Source organism: Actinomadura rugatobispora (assembly GCF_042656285.1).
Taxonomy (GTDB): domain Bacteria; phylum Actinomycetota; class Actinomycetes; order Streptosporangiales; family Streptosporangiaceae; genus Spirillospora; species Spirillospora rugatobispora.
The window spans coordinates 28,016-44,652 of sequence record NZ_JBHSON010000044.1 but is presented as its reverse complement, the minus strand read 5'-3'; the positions used below and the strand labels follow the sequence as shown (position 1 = coordinate 44,652).

Annotated in this window: 13 protein-coding genes; 5 read left to right on the top strand and 8 right to left on the bottom strand. The window is 74.0% G+C overall.

The window, feature by feature from the left end:
• Window positions 1–40: 40 nt before the first annotated feature.
• Both icmF and ACFPZN_RS28995 read left to right on the top strand, forming a co-directional pair.
• Complete coding sequence (gene icmF / locus ACFPZN_RS29000) at window positions 41–3,253, top strand: fused isobutyryl-CoA mutase/GTPase IcmF (RefSeq protein WP_378285404.1); 3,213 nt, start codon at window positions 41–43, stop codon at window positions 3,251–3,253.
• Complete coding sequence (locus tag ACFPZN_RS28995; RefSeq protein ID WP_378285438.1) at window positions 3,253–4,083, top strand: helical backbone metal receptor; 831 nt, start codon at window positions 3,253–3,255, stop codon at window positions 4,081–4,083. Before icmF ends, ACFPZN_RS28995 begins: the two co-directional genes overlap by 1 nt.
• A 42-nt stretch (window positions 4,084–4,125) precedes the next feature.
• Here the strand turns inward: ACFPZN_RS28995 and fabG are convergent, their stop codons facing one another.
• The 5 genes from fabG to ACFPZN_RS28970 all read right to left on the bottom strand — a co-directional run bounded on the left by fabG (window position 4,126) and on the right by ACFPZN_RS28970 (window position 10,577).
• Complete coding sequence (gene fabG, locus ACFPZN_RS28990) at window positions 4,126–4,881, bottom strand: 3-oxoacyl-ACP reductase FabG (RefSeq protein WP_378285403.1); 756 nt, start codon at window positions 4,879–4,881, stop codon at window positions 4,126–4,128.
• Between the two features lie 28 nt (window positions 4,882–4,909).
• Window positions 4,910–6,061 carry an acyl-CoA dehydrogenase family protein gene (locus ACFPZN_RS28985; protein WP_378285402.1) on the bottom strand — a complete coding sequence of 384 codons (1,152 nt, stop codon included), beginning with the start codon at window positions 6,059–6,061 and terminating at the stop codon, window positions 4,910–4,912.
• A 139-nt stretch (window positions 6,062–6,200) separates the two neighbouring features.
• Complete coding sequence (locus tag ACFPZN_RS28980; protein WP_378285401.1) at window positions 6,201–8,165, bottom strand: substrate-binding domain-containing protein; 1,965 nt, start codon at window positions 8,163–8,165, stop codon at window positions 6,201–6,203.
• A gap of 160 nt (window positions 8,166–8,325) precedes the next feature.
• A complete protein-coding gene (locus tag ACFPZN_RS28975) occupies window positions 8,326–9,705 on the bottom strand; it encodes a protein kinase domain-containing protein (RefSeq protein ID WP_378285400.1) in 1,380 nt (459 codons plus the stop codon).
• Between the two features lie 542 nt (window positions 9,706–10,247).
• Window positions 10,248–10,577, bottom strand: coding sequence for a DUF3099 domain-containing protein (locus ACFPZN_RS28970; RefSeq protein WP_378285399.1), 330 nt, complete (start codon window positions 10,575–10,577; stop codon window positions 10,248–10,250).
• Between the two features lie 50 nt (window positions 10,578–10,627).
• Here ACFPZN_RS28970 and ACFPZN_RS28965 point away from each other — a divergent pair, with 50 nt between their 5' ends.
• A complete protein-coding gene (locus tag ACFPZN_RS28965; RefSeq protein WP_378285398.1) occupies window positions 10,628–10,840 on the top strand; it encodes a dodecin in 213 nt (70 codons plus the stop codon).
• A gap of 141 nt (window positions 10,841–10,981) precedes the next feature.
• Here the strand turns inward: ACFPZN_RS28965 and ACFPZN_RS28960 are convergent, their stop codons facing one another.
• Together ACFPZN_RS28960 and ACFPZN_RS28955 are read right to left on the bottom strand one after the other, a co-directional pair.
• Window positions 10,982–12,364 (bottom strand): metallopeptidase TldD-related protein, encoded by a 1,383-nt coding sequence (locus ACFPZN_RS28960; RefSeq protein WP_378285437.1) that lies wholly within the window; start codon window positions 12,362–12,364, stop codon window positions 10,982–10,984.
• Window positions 12,365–12,369: 5 nt separating this feature from the next.
• Window positions 12,370–13,869 (bottom strand): TldD/PmbA family protein, encoded by a 1,500-nt coding sequence (locus tag ACFPZN_RS28955; protein WP_378285397.1) that lies wholly within the window; start codon window positions 13,867–13,869, stop codon window positions 12,370–12,372.
• Window positions 13,870–14,182: 313 nt separating this feature from the next.
• Between ACFPZN_RS28955 and ACFPZN_RS28950 the strand changes: the two genes are divergently transcribed.
• Window positions 14,183–14,887, top strand: coding sequence for a beta-ketoacyl-ACP reductase (locus ACFPZN_RS28950; protein ID WP_378285396.1), 705 nt, complete (start codon window positions 14,183–14,185; stop codon window positions 14,885–14,887).
• A gap of 91 nt (window positions 14,888–14,978) precedes the next feature.
• Window positions 14,979–15,785 carry an enoyl-ACP reductase FabI gene (gene fabI / locus ACFPZN_RS28945; protein WP_378285395.1) on the top strand — a complete coding sequence of 269 codons (807 nt, stop codon included), beginning with the start codon at window positions 14,979–14,981 and terminating at the stop codon, window positions 15,783–15,785.
• Between the two features lie 123 nt (window positions 15,786–15,908).
• Here the strand turns inward: fabI and ACFPZN_RS28940 are convergent, their stop codons facing one another.
• Window positions 15,909–16,559 (bottom strand): hypothetical protein, encoded by a 651-nt coding sequence (locus ACFPZN_RS28940; protein WP_378285394.1) that lies wholly within the window; start codon window positions 16,557–16,559, stop codon window positions 15,909–15,911.
• Window positions 16,560–16,637: the final 78 nt, after the last annotated feature.

Genomic DNA, 16,637 nt, shown 5'->3' with positions numbered 1-16,637 from the left:
TAGCTTCCAAATATTGGAAGTCCAAGGGGTGGGATCGGACATGCACGTTCCCGAGCATCCGGTGCGGTTCGTGACGGCGGCCGCCCTGTTCGACGGGCACGACGCGGCCATCAACATCATGCGCCGGATCCTGCAGTCGCAGGGCGCCGAGGTGGTCCATCTGGGGCACGACCGCGCGGTCCGCGAGGTCGTCGACGCGGTCCTGGAGGAGGACGCCCAGGGCGTGGCGGTCTCCTCCTACCAGGGCGGGCACGTGGAGTACTTCGAGTACCTCGCGCGCTCGCTGGCCGAGGCCGGGGCCGGGCACGTGAAGGTGTTCGGCGGGGGCGGCGGCGTCATCGTGGCCGAGGAGATCGCGCGGCTGGCCGCCGCCGGGGTGCGGATCTTCTCGCCCGAGGACGGCCAGCGGCTCGGCCTGCCCGGCATGATCAACGAGCTGGTGCGCGACTGCGACGTGGACCTGGCCGCCGAGCCGGCCGAGGTCGAGGCCGTCCTGGCGGGGGAGCGGCCCGCGCTCGCCCGCGCGATCACCTGCCTGCAGGGCGGGCGGCTGCCCGCCGGCGACCGGGCCGCGCTGGCCGAGGCCGCCGCCCGGCGCAGCGTGCCCGTGCTCGGCATCACCGGCACCGGCGGGTCCGGCAAGTCCTCGCTCACCGACGAGCTGGTCCGGCGGCTGCGCGTCGACCAGCAGGACAAGGTGCGCGTGGCGGTGCTGGCCGTGGACCCGACCCGGCGGCGCGGCGGCGGCGCGCTGCTGGGCGACCGGATCCGGATGAACGCCCTGGACGGCGACCACGTCTTCTTCCGCTCGCTGGCCACCCGCGGCGCCCGCGAGCTGCCCGAGAACATCGAGGGCGTGATCGAGGCGTGCAAGGCCGCCGGATACGACCTGGTGATCCTGGAGACGCCCGGCATCGGCCAGGGCGACGCGGCGATCGTCCCGCTGGCCGACGTGTCCCTGTACGTGATGACGCCCGAGTTCGGCGCCGCCTCCCAGCTCGAGAAGATCGACATGCTGGACTTCGCCGACGTGGTGGCGATCAACAAGTTCGAGCGGCGCGGCGCCGCCGACGCGCTGCGCGACGTGTCCCGGCAGCTGGTGCGCAACCGGGAGGCGTTCGGGGCCCGGCCGGAGGACATGCCGGTGTTCGGCACCAGCGCCGCCACGTTCAACGACGACGGCGTCACCGCCCTCTACCAGCACCTGGCCGGGAAGCTGGGCATCGAGCGCGGCGTGCTGCCCGACAGCGGCACGCGGATCTCCACGGGCGCGGCGCAGGTCGTCCCGCCCGGCCGGGTGCGCTACCTGTCGGACATCGCCGAGACGGTCCGCGGCTACCACGCCGAGACGGAGCGGCAGATCGCGGCCGTGCGGCGCGTCCAGCGGCTGGACGAGGTGCGCGCCGAGCTGGCCGAGGGCGGCTCGGACGACGCCGCCGGCGAGGTCGGCGGGCTGCTGGAGAAGGCCCGCCGCGAGATTTCCGCCGAGGCCGCCGGACTGGTCGAGGAGTGGCCGGCCGTCGTCGAGTCCTACTCCGGCGACGAGCAGGTCGTCCGGATCCGCGACCGGGAGCTGCGCACCGCGCTGACCCGCGAGTCGCTGTCGGGCAGCCGGATCCCGCGGGTGGCGCTGCCCCGCTACCAGGACCACGGAGAGCTGCTGCGCTTCCTGCGCGACGAGAACCTGCCGGGCCGCTTCCCCTTCACCGGGGGCGTGTTCCCGTTCAAGCGCGACAACGAGGACCCGGCGCGGATGTTCGCCGGGGAGGGCGATCCGTTCCGCACCAACCGGCGCTTCAAGCTGCTGTCGGAGGGGCAGCCCGCGACCCGGCTGTCGACCGCGTTCGACTCGGTGACCCTGTACGGCCGCGACCCCGACGAGCGGCCCGACGTCTACGGCAAGGTCGGCACCTCCGGCGTCTCCATCGCCACCCTGGACGACATGAAGGCGCTCTACGACGGGTTCGACCTGTCCGCGCCGACGACGTCGGTGTCGATGACCATCAACGGCCCGGCCCCCACCATCCTCGCGTTCTTCCTCAACACCGCCGTCGACCAGGGCCTGGACGCCTTCCGCGCCGAGCACGGCCGCGAGCCCACGGCGGAGGAGGCGGCCGGGGTCAGGGCGCGGGTGCTCGGCACGGTGCGCGGCACCGTCCAGGCCGACATCCTCAAGGAGGACCAGGGGCAGAACACCTGCATCTTCTCCACCGAGTTCTCGCTGCGGATGATGGGCGACATCCAGCAGTGGTTCATCGACAACGGGGTCCGCAACTTCTACTCGGTGTCGATCTCCGGCTACCACATCGCCGAGGCCGGGGCCAACCCGATCAGCCAGCTGGCCTTCACCCTGGCCAACGGGTTCACCTACGTGGAGTCCTACCTGGCCAGGGGCATGGACGTGGACGCGTTCGCGCCCAACCTGTCGTTCTTCTTCTCCAACGGCATGGACCCCGAGTACTCGGTGCTCGGCCGGGTCGCCCGCCGCGTGTGGGCGGTGGCGATGCGCGAGCGGTACGGCGCCAACGAGCGCAGCCAGAAGCTGAAGTACCACGTGCAGACCTCGGGCCGCTCGCTGCACGCCCAGGAGATGAACTTCAACGACATCCGCACCACCCTGCAGGCGCTCATCGCGATCTACGACAACTGCAACAGCCTGCACACCAACGCCTACGACGAGGCCGTCACCACGCCCACCGCCGAGTCGGTGCGCCGCGCCCTGGCCATCCAGATGATCATCAACCGGGAGTGGGGCCTGGCGATGAACGAGAACCCGCTGCAGGGCTCGTTCGTCATCGACGAGCTGACCGACCTGGTGGAGGCGGCGGTGCTCGCCGAGTTCGACCGGATCAGCGAGCGCGGCGGCGTGCTGGGCGCGATGGAGACCGGCTACCAGCGCGGCCGGATCCAGGACGAGTCGATGCTGTACGAGCGGCGCAAGCACGACGGCTCCCTGCCCATCATCGGCGTCAACACCTTCCGCAAGCCCGGCGGCGACGAGGAGCAGGGCGGCGAGCCGCTGGAGCTGGCCCGCGCCACCGAGGTCGAGAAGAAGTCGCAGCTCGACCGCGTCCGCGCCTTCCAGCAGCACAACCGGGGCGAGGCCGAGGCCGCCCTGGACGCGCTGAAGGAGGCGGCCCGCTCGGGCGGCAACGTGTTCGCCGTGCTGATGGACGCGGCGCGGGTGTGCAGCCTCCAGCAGGTCACCGAGGCGTTCTTCGAGGTGGGCGGCCAGTACCGCCGCAACGTGTGATGGTCCCGCCGCGCGACGACACCGGCGCCCCGGTCCCCGTTCCGGACCGGGTGCGCCGGGTCGTCTCCCTGGTGCCCTCGCTGACCGAGACGATCGCCGGGACCGCGCCCGGGCTGCTGGCGGGGGCGACCGACTGGTGCACCCATCCCGCCGGCCTGGACGTCCCGCGGGTGCGCGGCACCAAGAACCCCGACCTGGAACGCGTCGCCGCGCTGCGCCCGGACCTGGTGGTGGGCAACACCGAGGAGAACCGGGCGCCGGACGTGGCGGCGCTGCGCGACGCCGGGATCCCGGTGTGGATGACCGAGATCCGCACGGTCGCGAAGGCCCTGGTCTCGCTGCGCCGCATGCTGGTGGAGGGCTGCGGCGTCCCCGTCCCGGGCTGGCTGGACGAGGCGGCCCGCGCCTGGCCGGAGCCGCGCCCGGACGCGGGCGGGGCGTACGCAGACGGGGAGGACGCGGGCGGCGGAGGCGACCAGGGGGCGCGGCGCCGCGCGATCATCCCGATCTGGCGGCGGCCGTGGATGGTCGTGGGGCGCGCCACCTTCACCGGGGACGTGCTGGCCCGCCTCGGGGTGGACAACCTCTACGCCGCCCACCCCGAGCGCTACCCGAAGATCCCGATCGGGGAGCTCAACGCGGCCGGGGCCGACCTGGTCGTGCTGCCCGACGAGCCGTACCGCTTCACCGCCGGCGACGGCCCGGAGGCCTTCCCGGGGACGGACGCGGCGCTGGTCAGCGGCCGTCACCTGACCTGGTACGGCCCGTCGCTGGTGGAGGCTCCGCGGGTGCTGGCCGGGCAGCTGGCCGATCCCCTGCGCGCGGGCTGAAGCCGCCGCGCCGCCCGGCGGCGCGGCGGCGCCCGCCGCGGCTCACGCCTTCGGGCCGCCGGCGACATAGATGACCTGCCCCGACACGAACGAGGCGTCCTCGCTCACCAGGAACGCCACCGTCCCGGCGATGTCCTCGGGGCGGCCGACCCGGCGCACCGGGATCTGCTTGGCGGCCGCGGCCTTGTACTCCTCGAAGTCGGCGCCGACCCGCGCGGCGGTGGCCGCGGTCATCTCGGTGGCGATGAACCCGGGCGCGATCGCGTTGGCGGTCACGCCGAACCGGCCCAGCTCGATGGCGAGGGTCTTGGTGAAGCCCTGCAGGCCCGCCTTGGCCGCCGAGTAGTTCGCCTGGCCGCGGTTGCCCAGCGCCGAGGTGGACGACAGGTTCACGATCCGGCCCCAGCCCGCCTCGGTCATGTGCGCCTGCACGGCCCGGCTCATCAGGAACGCGCCGCGCAGGTGCACGGCCATCACCGCGTCCCAGTCGTCGTCGGCCATCTTGAACAGCAGGTTGTCGCGGATGATGCCGGCGTTGTTGACCAGCACCAGCGGCGGGCCGAGCTCGGCGGTGATCCGCTCCACCGCGGCCTCCACGCGGTCGCGGTCGGCGACGTCGACGCCCACCGCCAGCGCCCGGCCGCCCTCCTTCCGCGCGGCCTCGACGGTCGCCGCGCAGGCGGCCTCGTCCAGGTCGCAGACCGCCACCGCGAAGCCGTCGCGGGCCAGCCGGACCGCGGTGGCCGCGCCGATCCCGCGCGCCGCCCCGGTGACGACGGCCACCCTGTGCTCGCTCATGGGTTCCCCTCCCGTGCCGCCGGGGCGCTCAGACGCCCAGGTCCTTGGCGATGATGGTCTTCAGCACCTCGCTGGTGCCGCCGTAGATGCGGGTGACGCGGGCGTCGGTGTACAGCCGGGCGATCGGGTACTCCAGGATGTAGCCGTAGCCGCCGTGCAGCTGGAGGCACTTGTCGACCACGCGGGCCTGCACCTCGGTGCAGAACAGCTTGACCTTGGCGGCGTCGGCGGGGGTCAGCTCGCCGGCGTCCAGGGCCTCCGTGCACCGGTCGACCAGCGCCTGGGCCGCCTCCACCTCGGTGGCGCACTCGGCGAGCACGAACTTGGTGTTCTGGAACGACGACACGGTCTTGCCGAAGACGGTGCGCTCCTTGACGTACCTCTTGGCGAACTCGACCGCGCCGGCCGCCGAGGCGTAGGAGGAGGCGGCGATGCCCAGCCGCTCCTCGGCGAGGTTGTGGGTGAGGTACTCGAAGCCGCGGCCCTCCTCGCCCAGCAGGTCGCCCGCCGGCACCCGCACGTCGGTGAACGACAGCTCGGCGGTGTCGGAGCTGCGCAGGCCGATCTTCTCCAGCTTGCGGCCGACCGCGTACCCCTCGCTGGTGGTGTCGACCGCCAGGATCGACAGGCCGGCGCGGCGGTTCTCGGCGGTGGCGGGGGAGGTGCGGGCGACGACCAGGACCCGGTCGGCCAGCACCCCGCCGGTGATGAAGGTCTTGGCGCCGTTCAGGATGTAGTGGTCGCCGTCGCGCTTGGCGGTGGTCTGCATGCCGGCCAGGTCGGACCCGGTCCCGGGCTCGGTCATCGCGATGGCGGTCATCATGTCGCCGGAGACGAAGCCGGGCAGCCAGCGCTTCTTCTGCTCCTCGTTCCCGTACTTCAGCAGGTAGGGCAGGACGAGGTTGACGTGCACGCCGTAGCCGCCGAAGCTCACCCCGGCGCGGGCGCACTCCTCGGAGACCACCAGCTGGTACTTGAAGCTGGTCTCGCCCGCGCCGCCGTACTCCTCGGGCACCTGGATGCCGAAGACGCCGAGCTCGCCCAGCTTGTTGTAGAAGTCGCGCGGCGGGTGCCCGGCCTCCTCCCACTCGGGGTAGACCGGCGCGACCTCGGCGGCGATGAAGTCCCTGATGGTCGCCCGGAAGGCATCATGGTCCTCGTTGAACACGGTACGGCGCACGGCCCCGCCCCTCCCTGGCTCTGTGTCCGTCTGGATCCGGACGGAACCGTCCGGATCTCACGGAACGCTAAGTTACGGTGAATCCAATTCTAGAATCAACCGCGAGCAGCGGGAACGGTGACGGGCCACAACCAGCCCCTCAGCAGGAAGGGGCGCAGACCCGGCGGGAGACGGCCTGCAGGAACAGCTTCTGCACCTCCCCGGGCGTCTGGGCGACCAGCACGTCACCGCGGGTCGCCCGGGCGATCTGCCGCAACTCGTCCACGTCCACGTCCCGGCCGTAGCCGAACATGATCACCTGGATCGGCCGGTCCGGGTCGTAGGCCGCGCGCAGCCGGTCCAGCGTCGCGCGCAGGCCGGGCCCGCCGGGGTCGTCGTCGCGGCCGTCGGTCCACAGCAGCACCGAGTTGACGAACTCCGGCTTGTACGTCCGCTTCATGTGCTCGAACGCGGCCATGATCGTGTCGTACAGCCCGGTGTCGCCGTTGCGCTTGGCCCTGATCCGCGCGAACGCCGACAGGATCAGCTGCCGCCGGGTCGCCGAGCCGAGCCGCTCGCCGAGCGGGCCCACGCTGACCAGCTCCCGCCAGTCCTGGTCGCCCCGCAGCCCGGTGGAGAACACCCACTGCCCGAGCTCGGTGTCGTCGGGCAGCAGCGACAGGCCGCTCTGCGCGGTCCGGACGGTCGACTGCAGCCGGTCGACGCCGGGGGCGACCTCCTCCTCCATCGACCCGGACACGTCGATGACGCTGAGCATCCGGATGCTCAGCGACAGCCGCGCCCACGACTGCATGATCCGCTGGACGTCGGCGGCCGGCGGGGCGGGCAGCGCGCGCGGCGGGCGCGGGTCCACGCCGGTCCGCGCGCCGAAGGCGGCGGGGGCCCTGGCGTCGGGCGCGCGGAACCCCAGGCCCAGCACGTCCGCGCGGGTCTCCTCGCCCGTCAGCTCCCGTTCCAGCTCCCGCGCCGCCCGCGCCCTGGGATCGGCGTCCGCGGCCGCCGCGGCCCCGGCGGCGCCGATCCGGGTGACCTGGTAGTCCATGGCCAGCGTCCCCTCCGAGGGGTACACGGCGACGGCGGGCTCGGCGGGCTTGCGCGCGTTGTACTCGTACACGGCCTGCTCGGGCGCCAGGGCGACCGGGTGGCGGCCCTGCCGGTCGGGCCGGAACGAGGCGAACTCCGCCCTCACCGACGGCGTCACGCTCTCGCGCAGCGTCCGGACCACGCCGGTGAAGTCGGCGTTCCCGTCGCCGGAGGCGTTCAGCAGCAGGTTGGCCAGCACCAGCGAGCCCATCCCGGTCGCGGTCCGGTTCGGGTCGGGCACCTTGAGCCTCACCAGGCCCGGCGGGACGCGGGACGGGCCCGCGCCGGGGCCCGTACTGGGGCCCGTACCGGGGGCGGCGCCCTCCTCGGTGGCGCCCGCCGCGGTGAGCAACTCGCGCCAGGACGGCTGCGCGCCGCCCGGGGCGCCGAGCCGCCGCGCGATCGTGGCCGGCATCGCCACCACGATCGGGCTGGCCGCCATCGACCGGCCGCGCGTGATCGTCCCCGGACCCGGCCCCGTCCCCTGGCCCGCGCCCGGCTCCGGCGCGGCCGCGCGGGCCTGGGCGAGCACGGTCCACAGCGAGGAGTCCGGGACCCACACGTCGGGCCTCTCGGTGACGCCCGCGACGCCCCGTCCCGACAGCAGCGTGGACACCGCCGCCGGATCCGAGCCGGTGACGCGGGCCCGCGCGCAGCGGCCGCCGAACTCGTGCCCGGCGTCGTTGAAGCGGCCCGCCGCCCTGGTCACGGCCGGGGCGATCTCCGGGGCGGCGGCGACGTTCAGCGTGAGGGCGTCCTCGCCGCCGCAGCCCGCGCCGCCGGCCAGCGCGAACACGCCCAGGCCGGCCAGCACGGTCAGGCCGGCCGCTCCGGCCAGCGGGCCCCACAGCAGCCCGCCTCGCCGGCGCGCCGGCGGCGGGGCGATGTGGCGGCCGGGGCCGGTGGAGCCGGGCGCCCGGGGGACGGAGGCGGCGGTCCGCCGGTGCCCGGCCTGGAGGGCTCCGGCTCCGGGGCGGGCGTGCGGGATCCAGTCGGGGACGTCGTCGTCGTGGCCGTTCATCGCCGGCCCTCAGTGATCGTCATGGCAGGCACCTCCGCCGCGCGGCGTCAGACCGATCATGAGACAGATGAATCATGTGTCTCAGCCGGGCTTGTGATGTTCGTCTCCTCCGGTGCGTCCGTCAAGCGGTATGCGGCAGGAATCCGGGCTCATTCCGGGCTCATTCCGGGCCGTCCAGCTCGGCCAGCAGCGCGTGCAGTTCCCCCGCCCGCACCGGGTCGATCTCGCGGGGCCCGCACCTGGCGATCCGGTCGCGCAGCTCGTCCACCCCGCGGTCCAGGTCGACCGGCTCGCCCGCGTCCAGCCGGTTGAGCAGCGTGGTCACCAGCGTGGCCAGCTCGGTCCCCTCCCGCGGGGCGATCTGCCGGGCGGCGATGCCCAGGTCGATCGAGCGCCGCATCCGCGCCAGCGTGTTCACCGCGGCCTCGGAGGACCGCGCGCCGCGCGAGGGGGACCGGCGGCCTTCCGGGGCCGGCGGGGCGGTCCGGCCCGGAGAGGCGCCGCGCTCCATGGTGTCCATGCCGGGCGGTCCGGACGGCCGTCCGGGCACGGGCGGCGGGATCGCCACCCCGCCGGTCGGGCCCGGCGAGGCGAACGACATCACCACCATCAGCAGCGGGACGACCGCCAGCGCGACCCCTGCGGCGGCCATCGCGCCCAGCGCCACCCCCAGCCGCCCCCGCGCCCACTCCCGCAACCCGGCGAGCATCGCCCCCGTCCGGTCCGGCGAATCCCGCTCGGGCACGGCGGCGGGCAGCACGTTCCCCGCCGGGACGGCCGCCTCCAGCGCCTCAGCGAGCTCCCGCGCCGCGGGGCGTTCGGCCGGACGCGCCGAACGGCACCGCGCGCAGATCTCCGCCACCTCCTCCGGCACGACCGCCCCGGGCCCCAGGCAGCGCGCGAGGATCACCCCCAGCGCGTGCACGTCCGCCTCGGGGCCCGCGTCCTGTCCCGCGAGCTGCTCGGGCGCCATGAACGGGGAGGGGGCCGAACGGGTCCCCCCTGGCGCCGCAGGGTCCCGCAGCAGCCCGGCCAGGCCGACGTCGACGACCTTCACCCCGTCGGCGGTGAGGAAGACGCTCGCGGGCTCGAGCGCGCCGTGCACCACCCCGGCGGCGTGGGCGGCCGCGAGCGCGTCCGCGACCCGCGCGCAGACGGCGACGGCCTCACCGGACGCGAACGCCCCCGCCGTCCCGGTGCCGGCCGCCTGGAGGCGCGCCGCCAGGGTCCGGCCGTCCAGGAACTCGGTCACCACGTACGGCAGGGTGAGGCCGGACCCGTCCGGGCCGTCCGCCTCGCCGTAGTCGTAGGTCGTCACGATCCCGGGATGGGCCAGCCCGGCGGCGGCCTGCGCGCCGTCCCTGAACTCCAGGCGCGGCGCCCGGTCCCCACCGGCCCGTTCGAGGGGGATCGTCTTCAGCACCACGCGGCGGGCCAGTAGTACGTCCCTGCCCTCCCACACCTGCGCCCGGCCGCCGGCGTCGCCGCCGAGGCGGCGTTCCAGCCGGTATCTGCCGTCGAGCCGGAAACCAGGGTCCACGCGGCCTCCTCGGGCTCCTCGGTGCGGGGGACGCACCCGTGGATACGCGTCCGGGGGCCGTTCGGCTCGATCGGACGGGGCGGGGCGGGGCGGCCGCTGGAGAGCGTTTCGGGCCGTGGCCGGACAAGGCCAGCGTTGGGTCTTGTCATCAACGCGTTCGCGGCCGGCCCGCCGGAAGATGCCGGCTTCAGACCCGGTCGGCGCGGACCCGGCGAGCGTCTTGGCGATTTCTTGGCCTGGCGCGTGCCGCCGGGCGCCCGGCGCCAAGAGGGGGTGATGATCCGATCAAGCCGGGGTCATGACCGCGCGGGCCGCGCGGACGGTCCGGCGGATGCCGCGGGGGCCGGGTCTTCCCAGGTCGAAGCCCGTACGAGGGGCCGGGAATGTGAAAGCGGCGCCGGGTGGTACGGGGGCAATCCACCCGGCGCCGCATCATCGGTGTTCCGACGGGGGCCCGGAACACCGGCACGGGCGCTCCGACGGGGGACCAGAGCGCCGGTACAAATCGTACACCGAACCCCCCGCCCCTAGTCAAGAGAAAGTCACGACCCGATTTCCGGTCGCTGTCCGGAAATGCCCTTGTGGTGCGGGCTATCAGGGTCGTCGAAGCGGGCGGAGGGCTGCGGCTCGCGCCCGCCGTTGGCGACGATCACGCTGATGTAGGGCAGGAAGACGGCCCCGACCACCAGCAGTCCCACCGCCCACAGCGGCGCCCCGAGCGCGCCGGCGAAGACCGCTCCGAGGAAGCAGCCGGTACGGATGCCCATGGAGATCAGATAGCGGCGCTGCCGGTACCCGATGTCCTCCGACATCGGTTTGGGTGCGTCGGTGACCGTGTAGACCTCGGCGTGCCGACGGGGAATGACCTTCACATATCCACGGTATGCCCTGGGGGGCTGCCAGGCGACACCAGGAGGGCCTAATGACCGATCGCACCTACCGGGTCACCGAGATCGTCGGGACGTCGCCCGTCTCGGTCGACGACGCCGTGCGCAACGGGATCCGGCGCGCGGGGCAGACCCTGCGGCATCTGGACTGGTTCGAGGTGACCGAGGTCCGCGGCCAGATCGTCGACGGGGAGGTGGCGCACTACCAGGTCGGCCTGAAGGTCGGCTTCCGCCTCGAAGACACCTGACGGCGCGCCTGAGGGCGCGCCTGAGAACGCGCCAGAAGGCCCCGAGGGCGCCCAGGGGCGCCCGGCCGGCGTTCACCGGCGGGCACCCCTCGGCGGGCGCCTCAGGGCGGGGCAGGACGCGTCAGGGTGGGGCAGGGTGCGTCAGGACGCCTGCGAGACCGTCGACATGTTGAAGTCGCCGACCCGCACGGGCGGCATCGCGGTCCGCGTGAAGTAGTCCGACCACTCGCGCGGCAGCGTCGGGCCGGTCGCGCCGACCTCCGACAGCCGGCCGAGCAGGTCGACCGGGCTCTCGTTGAACCGGAAGTTGTTGACCGCGCCCACGACCTCCCCGTTCTCCACCAGGTAGACGCCGTCGCGGGTGAGCCCGGTCAGCAGCAGCCGCTGCGGGTCGACCTCGCGGATGTACCACAGGCAGGTCAGCAGCAGCCCGCGCTCGGTGCGGGCCACCATGTCCTCCAGCGACGCGCCCGCGCCCGCGTCCGGCCCGGTCATGATCAGGTTGTCGATCGCCGGGGTGAGCGGCAGCCCGGTGTGGGCGGCCGAGTGCCGGGTCTGGGTCAGCGAGGTCAGCGTGCCGTCGGAGATCCAGTCGGTGCGGTCCAGCGGCAGGCCGTTGTCGAACACCGACGACTCGCGGCTGGAGGCGTGCGCGACCACGAACGGCGCGCACTCCAGCCCGGCGGCGGCCGGGTCGCTGGACAGCGTCACCGGCGGCCCGGCCAGCTTCTCCCCGACGCGGGTGCCGCCGCCGGGGGCGCTGAACACGGTGCGGCCGTCGTGGGCGTCCCGCGCGCCCGCCGACCAGTACAGGTAGATCATCAGGTCGGCCACCGCGGACGGCGGCAGGATCGTCTCGTAGCGGCCCGCGGGCAGGTCGATCCGCCGCTCGCCCCACTCCAGGCGGCGGGCCAGGTCGCCGGTGAGGGCCGGGACGTCCACGTCGGTGAAGTCGCGGGTGCCCACGCCCGCCCAGGCCGAGCCGCCCGCGCCCTTGGCGTTGAGCTCCAGCAGCCCGGTGGGCTGGTCGTGGCGCAGCCGCAGCCCGGCCGAGGTGCCCAGGAAAGTCGAGGTCAGCACGTGGTTGGCGAACCCGTACAGGCGGCGCCCGCCCGCCTCGGCCGCGGCGAACGCCTCGCCGAGGGCGGGCGCGAAGTCGCCGAACACGCCGATGCCGGTCTCGGCGGGCGCCTCGTCCCAGCCGGCGGCCGGGGCCCCGCCGGAGACCAGCGGGGCGGCGTCCTCGGCGGGGTCGTTGCCGGCCGCGTCGGCCTCGGCGGCGCGGACCAGGTCCTCCAGGTCCTCGGCGCCGACCGCGGCCCGCGACACCACGCCCGCGGCCGTCCCGTCGCCGGTGCGGCGCAGCGCGACCACGGTGAGCCGGTTGGAGCGGGTGACGCCGTTGGTGGTGAGGGTGTTGCCCGCCCAGCGCAGGTTGGCGGTGCTGGACTCGTCGGCGATGACGATGCAGTCGTCGGAGCGGGAGAGCTCCAGCGCCCGCTCGACGGCCTCCTGCGGCCTCATGACCGTCACTGGCCGGCCTCCTTCAGCGCGTTGAGGATGTTGACGCCGCGGAACAGCGCCGACGGGCAGCCGTGGCTCACCGGCGCGACCTGCCCGGGCTGGCCCTTGCCGCAGTTGAACGCGCCGCCCAGCACGTAGGTCTGCGGGCCGCCGACGGCCTCCATCGAGTTCCAGAAGTCGGTGGTGGTGGCCTGGTAGGCCACGTCCCGCAGCTGCCCGGCCAGGCGGCCGTTCTCGATGCGGAAGAACCGCTGCCCGGTGAACTGGAAGTTGTGGCGCTGCATGTCGATCGACCAGGACTTGTCGCCGACGATGTAGATGCCGCGCTCCACCCCGGAGATCAGCTCGTCGGTGGACGGCCCGCCCGGCGCCGGCTGCAGCGACACGTTCGCCATCCGCTGCAGCGGCATGCTGGAGGAGGAGTCGGCGAAGGCGCAGCCGTTGGAGCGGTCGGCGCCGGTCAGCCGCGCGATCCGGCGGTCCAGCTGGTAGCCGGTGAACATGCCGGAGGTGACGATCTCGAACGCCTGCGTCCGCACGCCCTCGTCGTCGTAGCCGATGGTGGCCAGGCCGTGCTCGGCGGTGCGGTCGCCGGTCACGTTCATGATCTTCGAGCCGTACTGGAGGGTGCCGAGCTTGTCGGGGGTGGCGAACGAGGTGCCGGCGTAGGCGGCCTCGTAGCCCAGCGCCCGGTCCAGCTCGGTCGCGTGCCCGATGGACTCGTGGATGGTCAGCCACAGGTTGGACGGGTCGATGACGACGTCGTAGGAGCCGGGGTCCACCGACGGCGCGGCCAGCTTCTCGGCCAGCAGCTCGGGGATGCGGGCCAGCTCGCCGTCCCAGTCCCAGTGGTCCCCGGTCAGCCACTCCCAGCCGCGGCCGACGGGCGGGGCGATGGTGCGCATCGTGTCGAACACGCCGTCGCCGATGCCGACGGCGTTGAGCACCGGGTGCAGCCGCACCCGCTGCTGGGTGGTGACGGTGCCGCGCAGGTCGGCGTAGAACTTGTTCTCCTTGACCTGCAGCAGCGTCGCGTCGGCGTGGTCGACCCGGTCGTCGCCCAGCAGCCGGCGGCTCCAGTCGGCCAGCAGCGCGATCTTCTCGGCGGTCGGCACGGTGAACGGGTCGATCTCGTAGGCCGACACCCAGGTGCGCTCGCCGTGCGCGGGCTCGGGCGCCAGCTCGATCGGCTCGCGGTTGACGGCGGCGGCGACCGCGGCCACGTCCACGGCCCGCTCGGCCACCGTGGCGGCGCCGCCCGGGGTCAGGTCGATGCCGGCGGCGAAGCCCCAGGTGCCTTTCTTGACGACGCGGACCGACAGCCCGACGTCGTCGGCGTCCAGCGCGGTCTCCAGGGCGGCGTCGTGCAGGCGCAGGGTCTGGCTGCGGATGCGTTCGAGCCGGAAGTCGGCGTGCTCGGCGCCCAGCTCCCGGGCCCGGGCCAGCGCCGCGTCGGCCAGCGCGCGCAGCGGCAGCGCGGTGAATGCGGGATCGATGTCATGCACCTTCCGCAACCTACCGGCAACCCGGGCCCGCACGCCGCGCGGCGCACGGCGGCCGGCGGGAGCGGCGGGAGCGGTGGGGCGGCCGGGACGGCACGGGGCGGCGGGACGGCACGGGACGTCGCGGAACGCGCGGAGCGCGCCGAAACCGGCGGCCGCGGCGCCCGGAACAAAGCCGGGTCGGCGGATCTTGTCGGAACGGCACATCTCGTTACCGCCGGTAGGCCGCTACGCTCCTCGGCAGTTGGGACCTGACCATGGAAAAGGACGCCGGGGCGGTGCAGGCCGCCGGCGTCGTCGACGAGAGGTACGACGCATGAGTCGCTCTGTCCTCGTGACCGGTGGCAACCGGGGCATCGGCCTGGCCATCGCGCGCGAGCTGTCCGCCGGCGGTGACGCGGTCGCGGTCACCTACCGCTCCGGGGAGCCGCCCGAGGGCCTGTTCGGCGTCCGCTGCGACGTGACCAGCTCCGAGGACGTCGACGCCGCGTTCGGCAAGGTCGAGGCCGAGCAGGGGCCGGTGGAGGTCGTGGTCGCCAACGCCGGCATCAACAAGGACACGCTGCTGGCCATCATGAGCGAGGACGCGTTCACCTCCGTCCTGGACACCAACCTGACCGGTTCCTTCCGGGTCGCCAAGCGCGCCGTGAAGGGCATGATGCGCAAGCGCACCGGGCGGATCATCCTGGTGTCGTCGGTGGTGGGGCTGCTGGGGTCGCCGGGCCAGTCCAACTACGCCGCCTCCAAGGCGGGCATGGTCGGGTTCGCCCGGTCGCTGGCCCGCGAGCTGGCCTCCCGCAACATCACGGTGAACGTGGTCGCGCCCGGGTTCGTCGACACCGACATGACCGCGGCGCTCACCGAGGACCAGCAGAAGGCGATCAAGGGCGCGATCCCGCTGGGCCGCACCGCCCGGCCGGAGGAGGTCGCCAAGGCCGTCGGGTTCCTGGCCAGCGAGCACGCCGCCTACATCACGGGGGCCGTGATCCCGGTGGACGGCGGCCTGGGCATGGGCCACTGACACGCGGTTCGCCGGGGGCGCCGAGCGGGGGCGCCGGGCGGCGGCACAGAGCAACCGAGCACACGAGGGCACTGAGGAGATGGGGAACGCCATGGGCATCCTCGAGGGCAAGCGGATCCTGGTCACCGGCGTTCTCACCGACGCCTCGATCGGGTTCCACGTGGCGCGGATCGCGCAGGAGCAGGGCGCCGAGATCGTCCTGACCGCCTACCCGCGGCCGACGCTGACCGCGCGCACCGCCAAGCGGCTGCCGTCGGGCCCCGACGACCCGCCGCCGGTGGTGGAGCTGGACGTCACCAACGCCGAGCAGCTGGACGCGCTGGCCGACGGCCTGCGCGAGCACGGGTTCGACCGGCTGGACGGGGTGGTGCACGCGATCGGGTTCGCGCCGCAGACCGCCCTGGGCGGCAACTTCCTGGACACGCCGTGGGAGGACGTGGCCACCGCGGTGCACGCCTCGGCGTTCTCGCTGAAGTCGCTGACGATGGCGTGCCTGCCGCTGATGAAGGACGGCGGCTCGGTGGTGGGGCTGGACTTCGACGCCACCAAGGCCTGGCCGGTGTACGACTGGATGGGCGTGGCCAAGGCCGGGCTGGAGTCGTGCGCCCGGTACCTGGCCAAGTACCTGGGCCCGCAGGGCATCCGGGTGAACCTGGTCGCGGCGGGCCCGCTGGCGACGATGGCGGCCAAGAGCATCCCCGGTTTCGAGGGGATCACCGAGGTGTGGACGGAGGCCGCGCCGCTCGGCTGGGACCTCAGGGACAGCGAGCCGACCGCGCGGGCCTGCGCGGCGCTGCTGTCGGACTGGTTCCCGGCGACGACGGGCGAGATCGTCCACGTGGACGGCGGCCTGCACGCGATCGGGGCCCCCACGCCCGCCGCACCAGCGAACGGCTGACGCGCCGGCCCGTCCGAGAACACCTGGCGCCCGACCTGCGCGGCCCGTCCTCCGTTAGGGGGACGGGCCGCCGGGCTTTTCACCCGAGGCCGTCCGGGCTTTCAGGCAGGGCCGCCGGGCGGTTCAGCCGTGGCCGCGGGGGCGGCGCAGGGTGCGGCCCAGGACGCTGAGGTTGAGCGCGCCGACGGCGCCGGCGGCGCCGGCCGCGGCGGCGACCCACAGGGTGGTGGGGTCGTTCTGCCGCTCGGAGGCGGCCACGGGCGCGGTCAGCCGCGTGCGGGTCGCCGGTCCGGCCTCGTTCTGCGGGCCGGTGGCGACCTGGGGCGCGGGCAGCATGCCGGGGATCTCGGGCGCGTCCGCGGTCGTGAGGGGCCGCGACTCCCCGGTCTGGGGGACCGGGCCGGGCGGGACCGGGGGTACGGCCCTGCCGCCGGTGCCGGAACGTCCGCCGGACGACCCGGAGTCGTGTCCGGGCGCTTTGGGCTTGGACTCGCCGGGCTTCTTCTTCTGCGGGGGTTTCGTGCTCTTGGTCGGGGACGGGGAGGGGGTGGGGTCGGGCTGCTTGGGCTGGAGGCCCTCGCGGATGTTGTCCAGCTGGCATTTCCAGTTGTCGATGGTGCTGGCCGGGTCGGTCCCCTTGGGGCAGGGCTTGGGTGCTCCCGCGGCGGCCGCCTGCGGTGCGTTCAGGACCACGAGGGCCATCGCCCCGGTCGAGACCACCGAGACCGCTAGAAGCCTGCGGGGCCGGCCGGGGCGCCGCTGCTGCTGGGGCATCTCACTCCTTACGACTGCCGACGCCAGTTGTTGACGCTCCGTCAATAAGGGTAGGACCCGTGCGCCCCGGTCACAACA

Coding starts and splice junctions, on each gene's coding strand:
- ACFPZN_RS28940 (WP_378285394.1), bottom strand. CDS start 16,559: ATGCCCCAGCAGCAGCGGCGCCCCGGCCGGCCCCGCAGGCTTCTAGCG.
- ACFPZN_RS28960 (WP_378285437.1), bottom strand. CDS start 12,364: ATGAGGCCGCAGGAGGCCGTCGAGCGGGCGCTGGAGCTCTCCCGCTCC.
- ACFPZN_RS28995 (WP_378285438.1), top strand. CDS start 3,253: ATGGTCCCGCCGCGCGACGACACCGGCGCCCCGGTCCCCGTTCCGGAC.
- fabG (WP_378285403.1), bottom strand. CDS start 4,881: ATGAGCGAGCACAGGGTGGCCGTCGTCACCGGGGCGGCGCGCGGGATC.
- fabI (WP_378285395.1), top strand. CDS start 14,979: ATGGGCATCCTCGAGGGCAAGCGGATCCTGGTCACCGGCGTTCTCACC.
- icmF (WP_378285404.1), top strand. CDS start 41: ATGCACGTTCCCGAGCATCCGGTGCGGTTCGTGACGGCGGCCGCCCTG.
- ACFPZN_RS28965 (WP_378285398.1), top strand. CDS start 10,628: ATGACCGATCGCACCTACCGGGTCACCGAGATCGTCGGGACGTCGCCC.
- ACFPZN_RS28950 (WP_378285396.1), top strand. CDS start 14,183: ATGAGTCGCTCTGTCCTCGTGACCGGTGGCAACCGGGGCATCGGCCTG.
- ACFPZN_RS28980 (WP_378285401.1), bottom strand. CDS start 8,165: ATGAACGGCCACGACGACGACGTCCCCGACTGGATCCCGCACGCCCGC.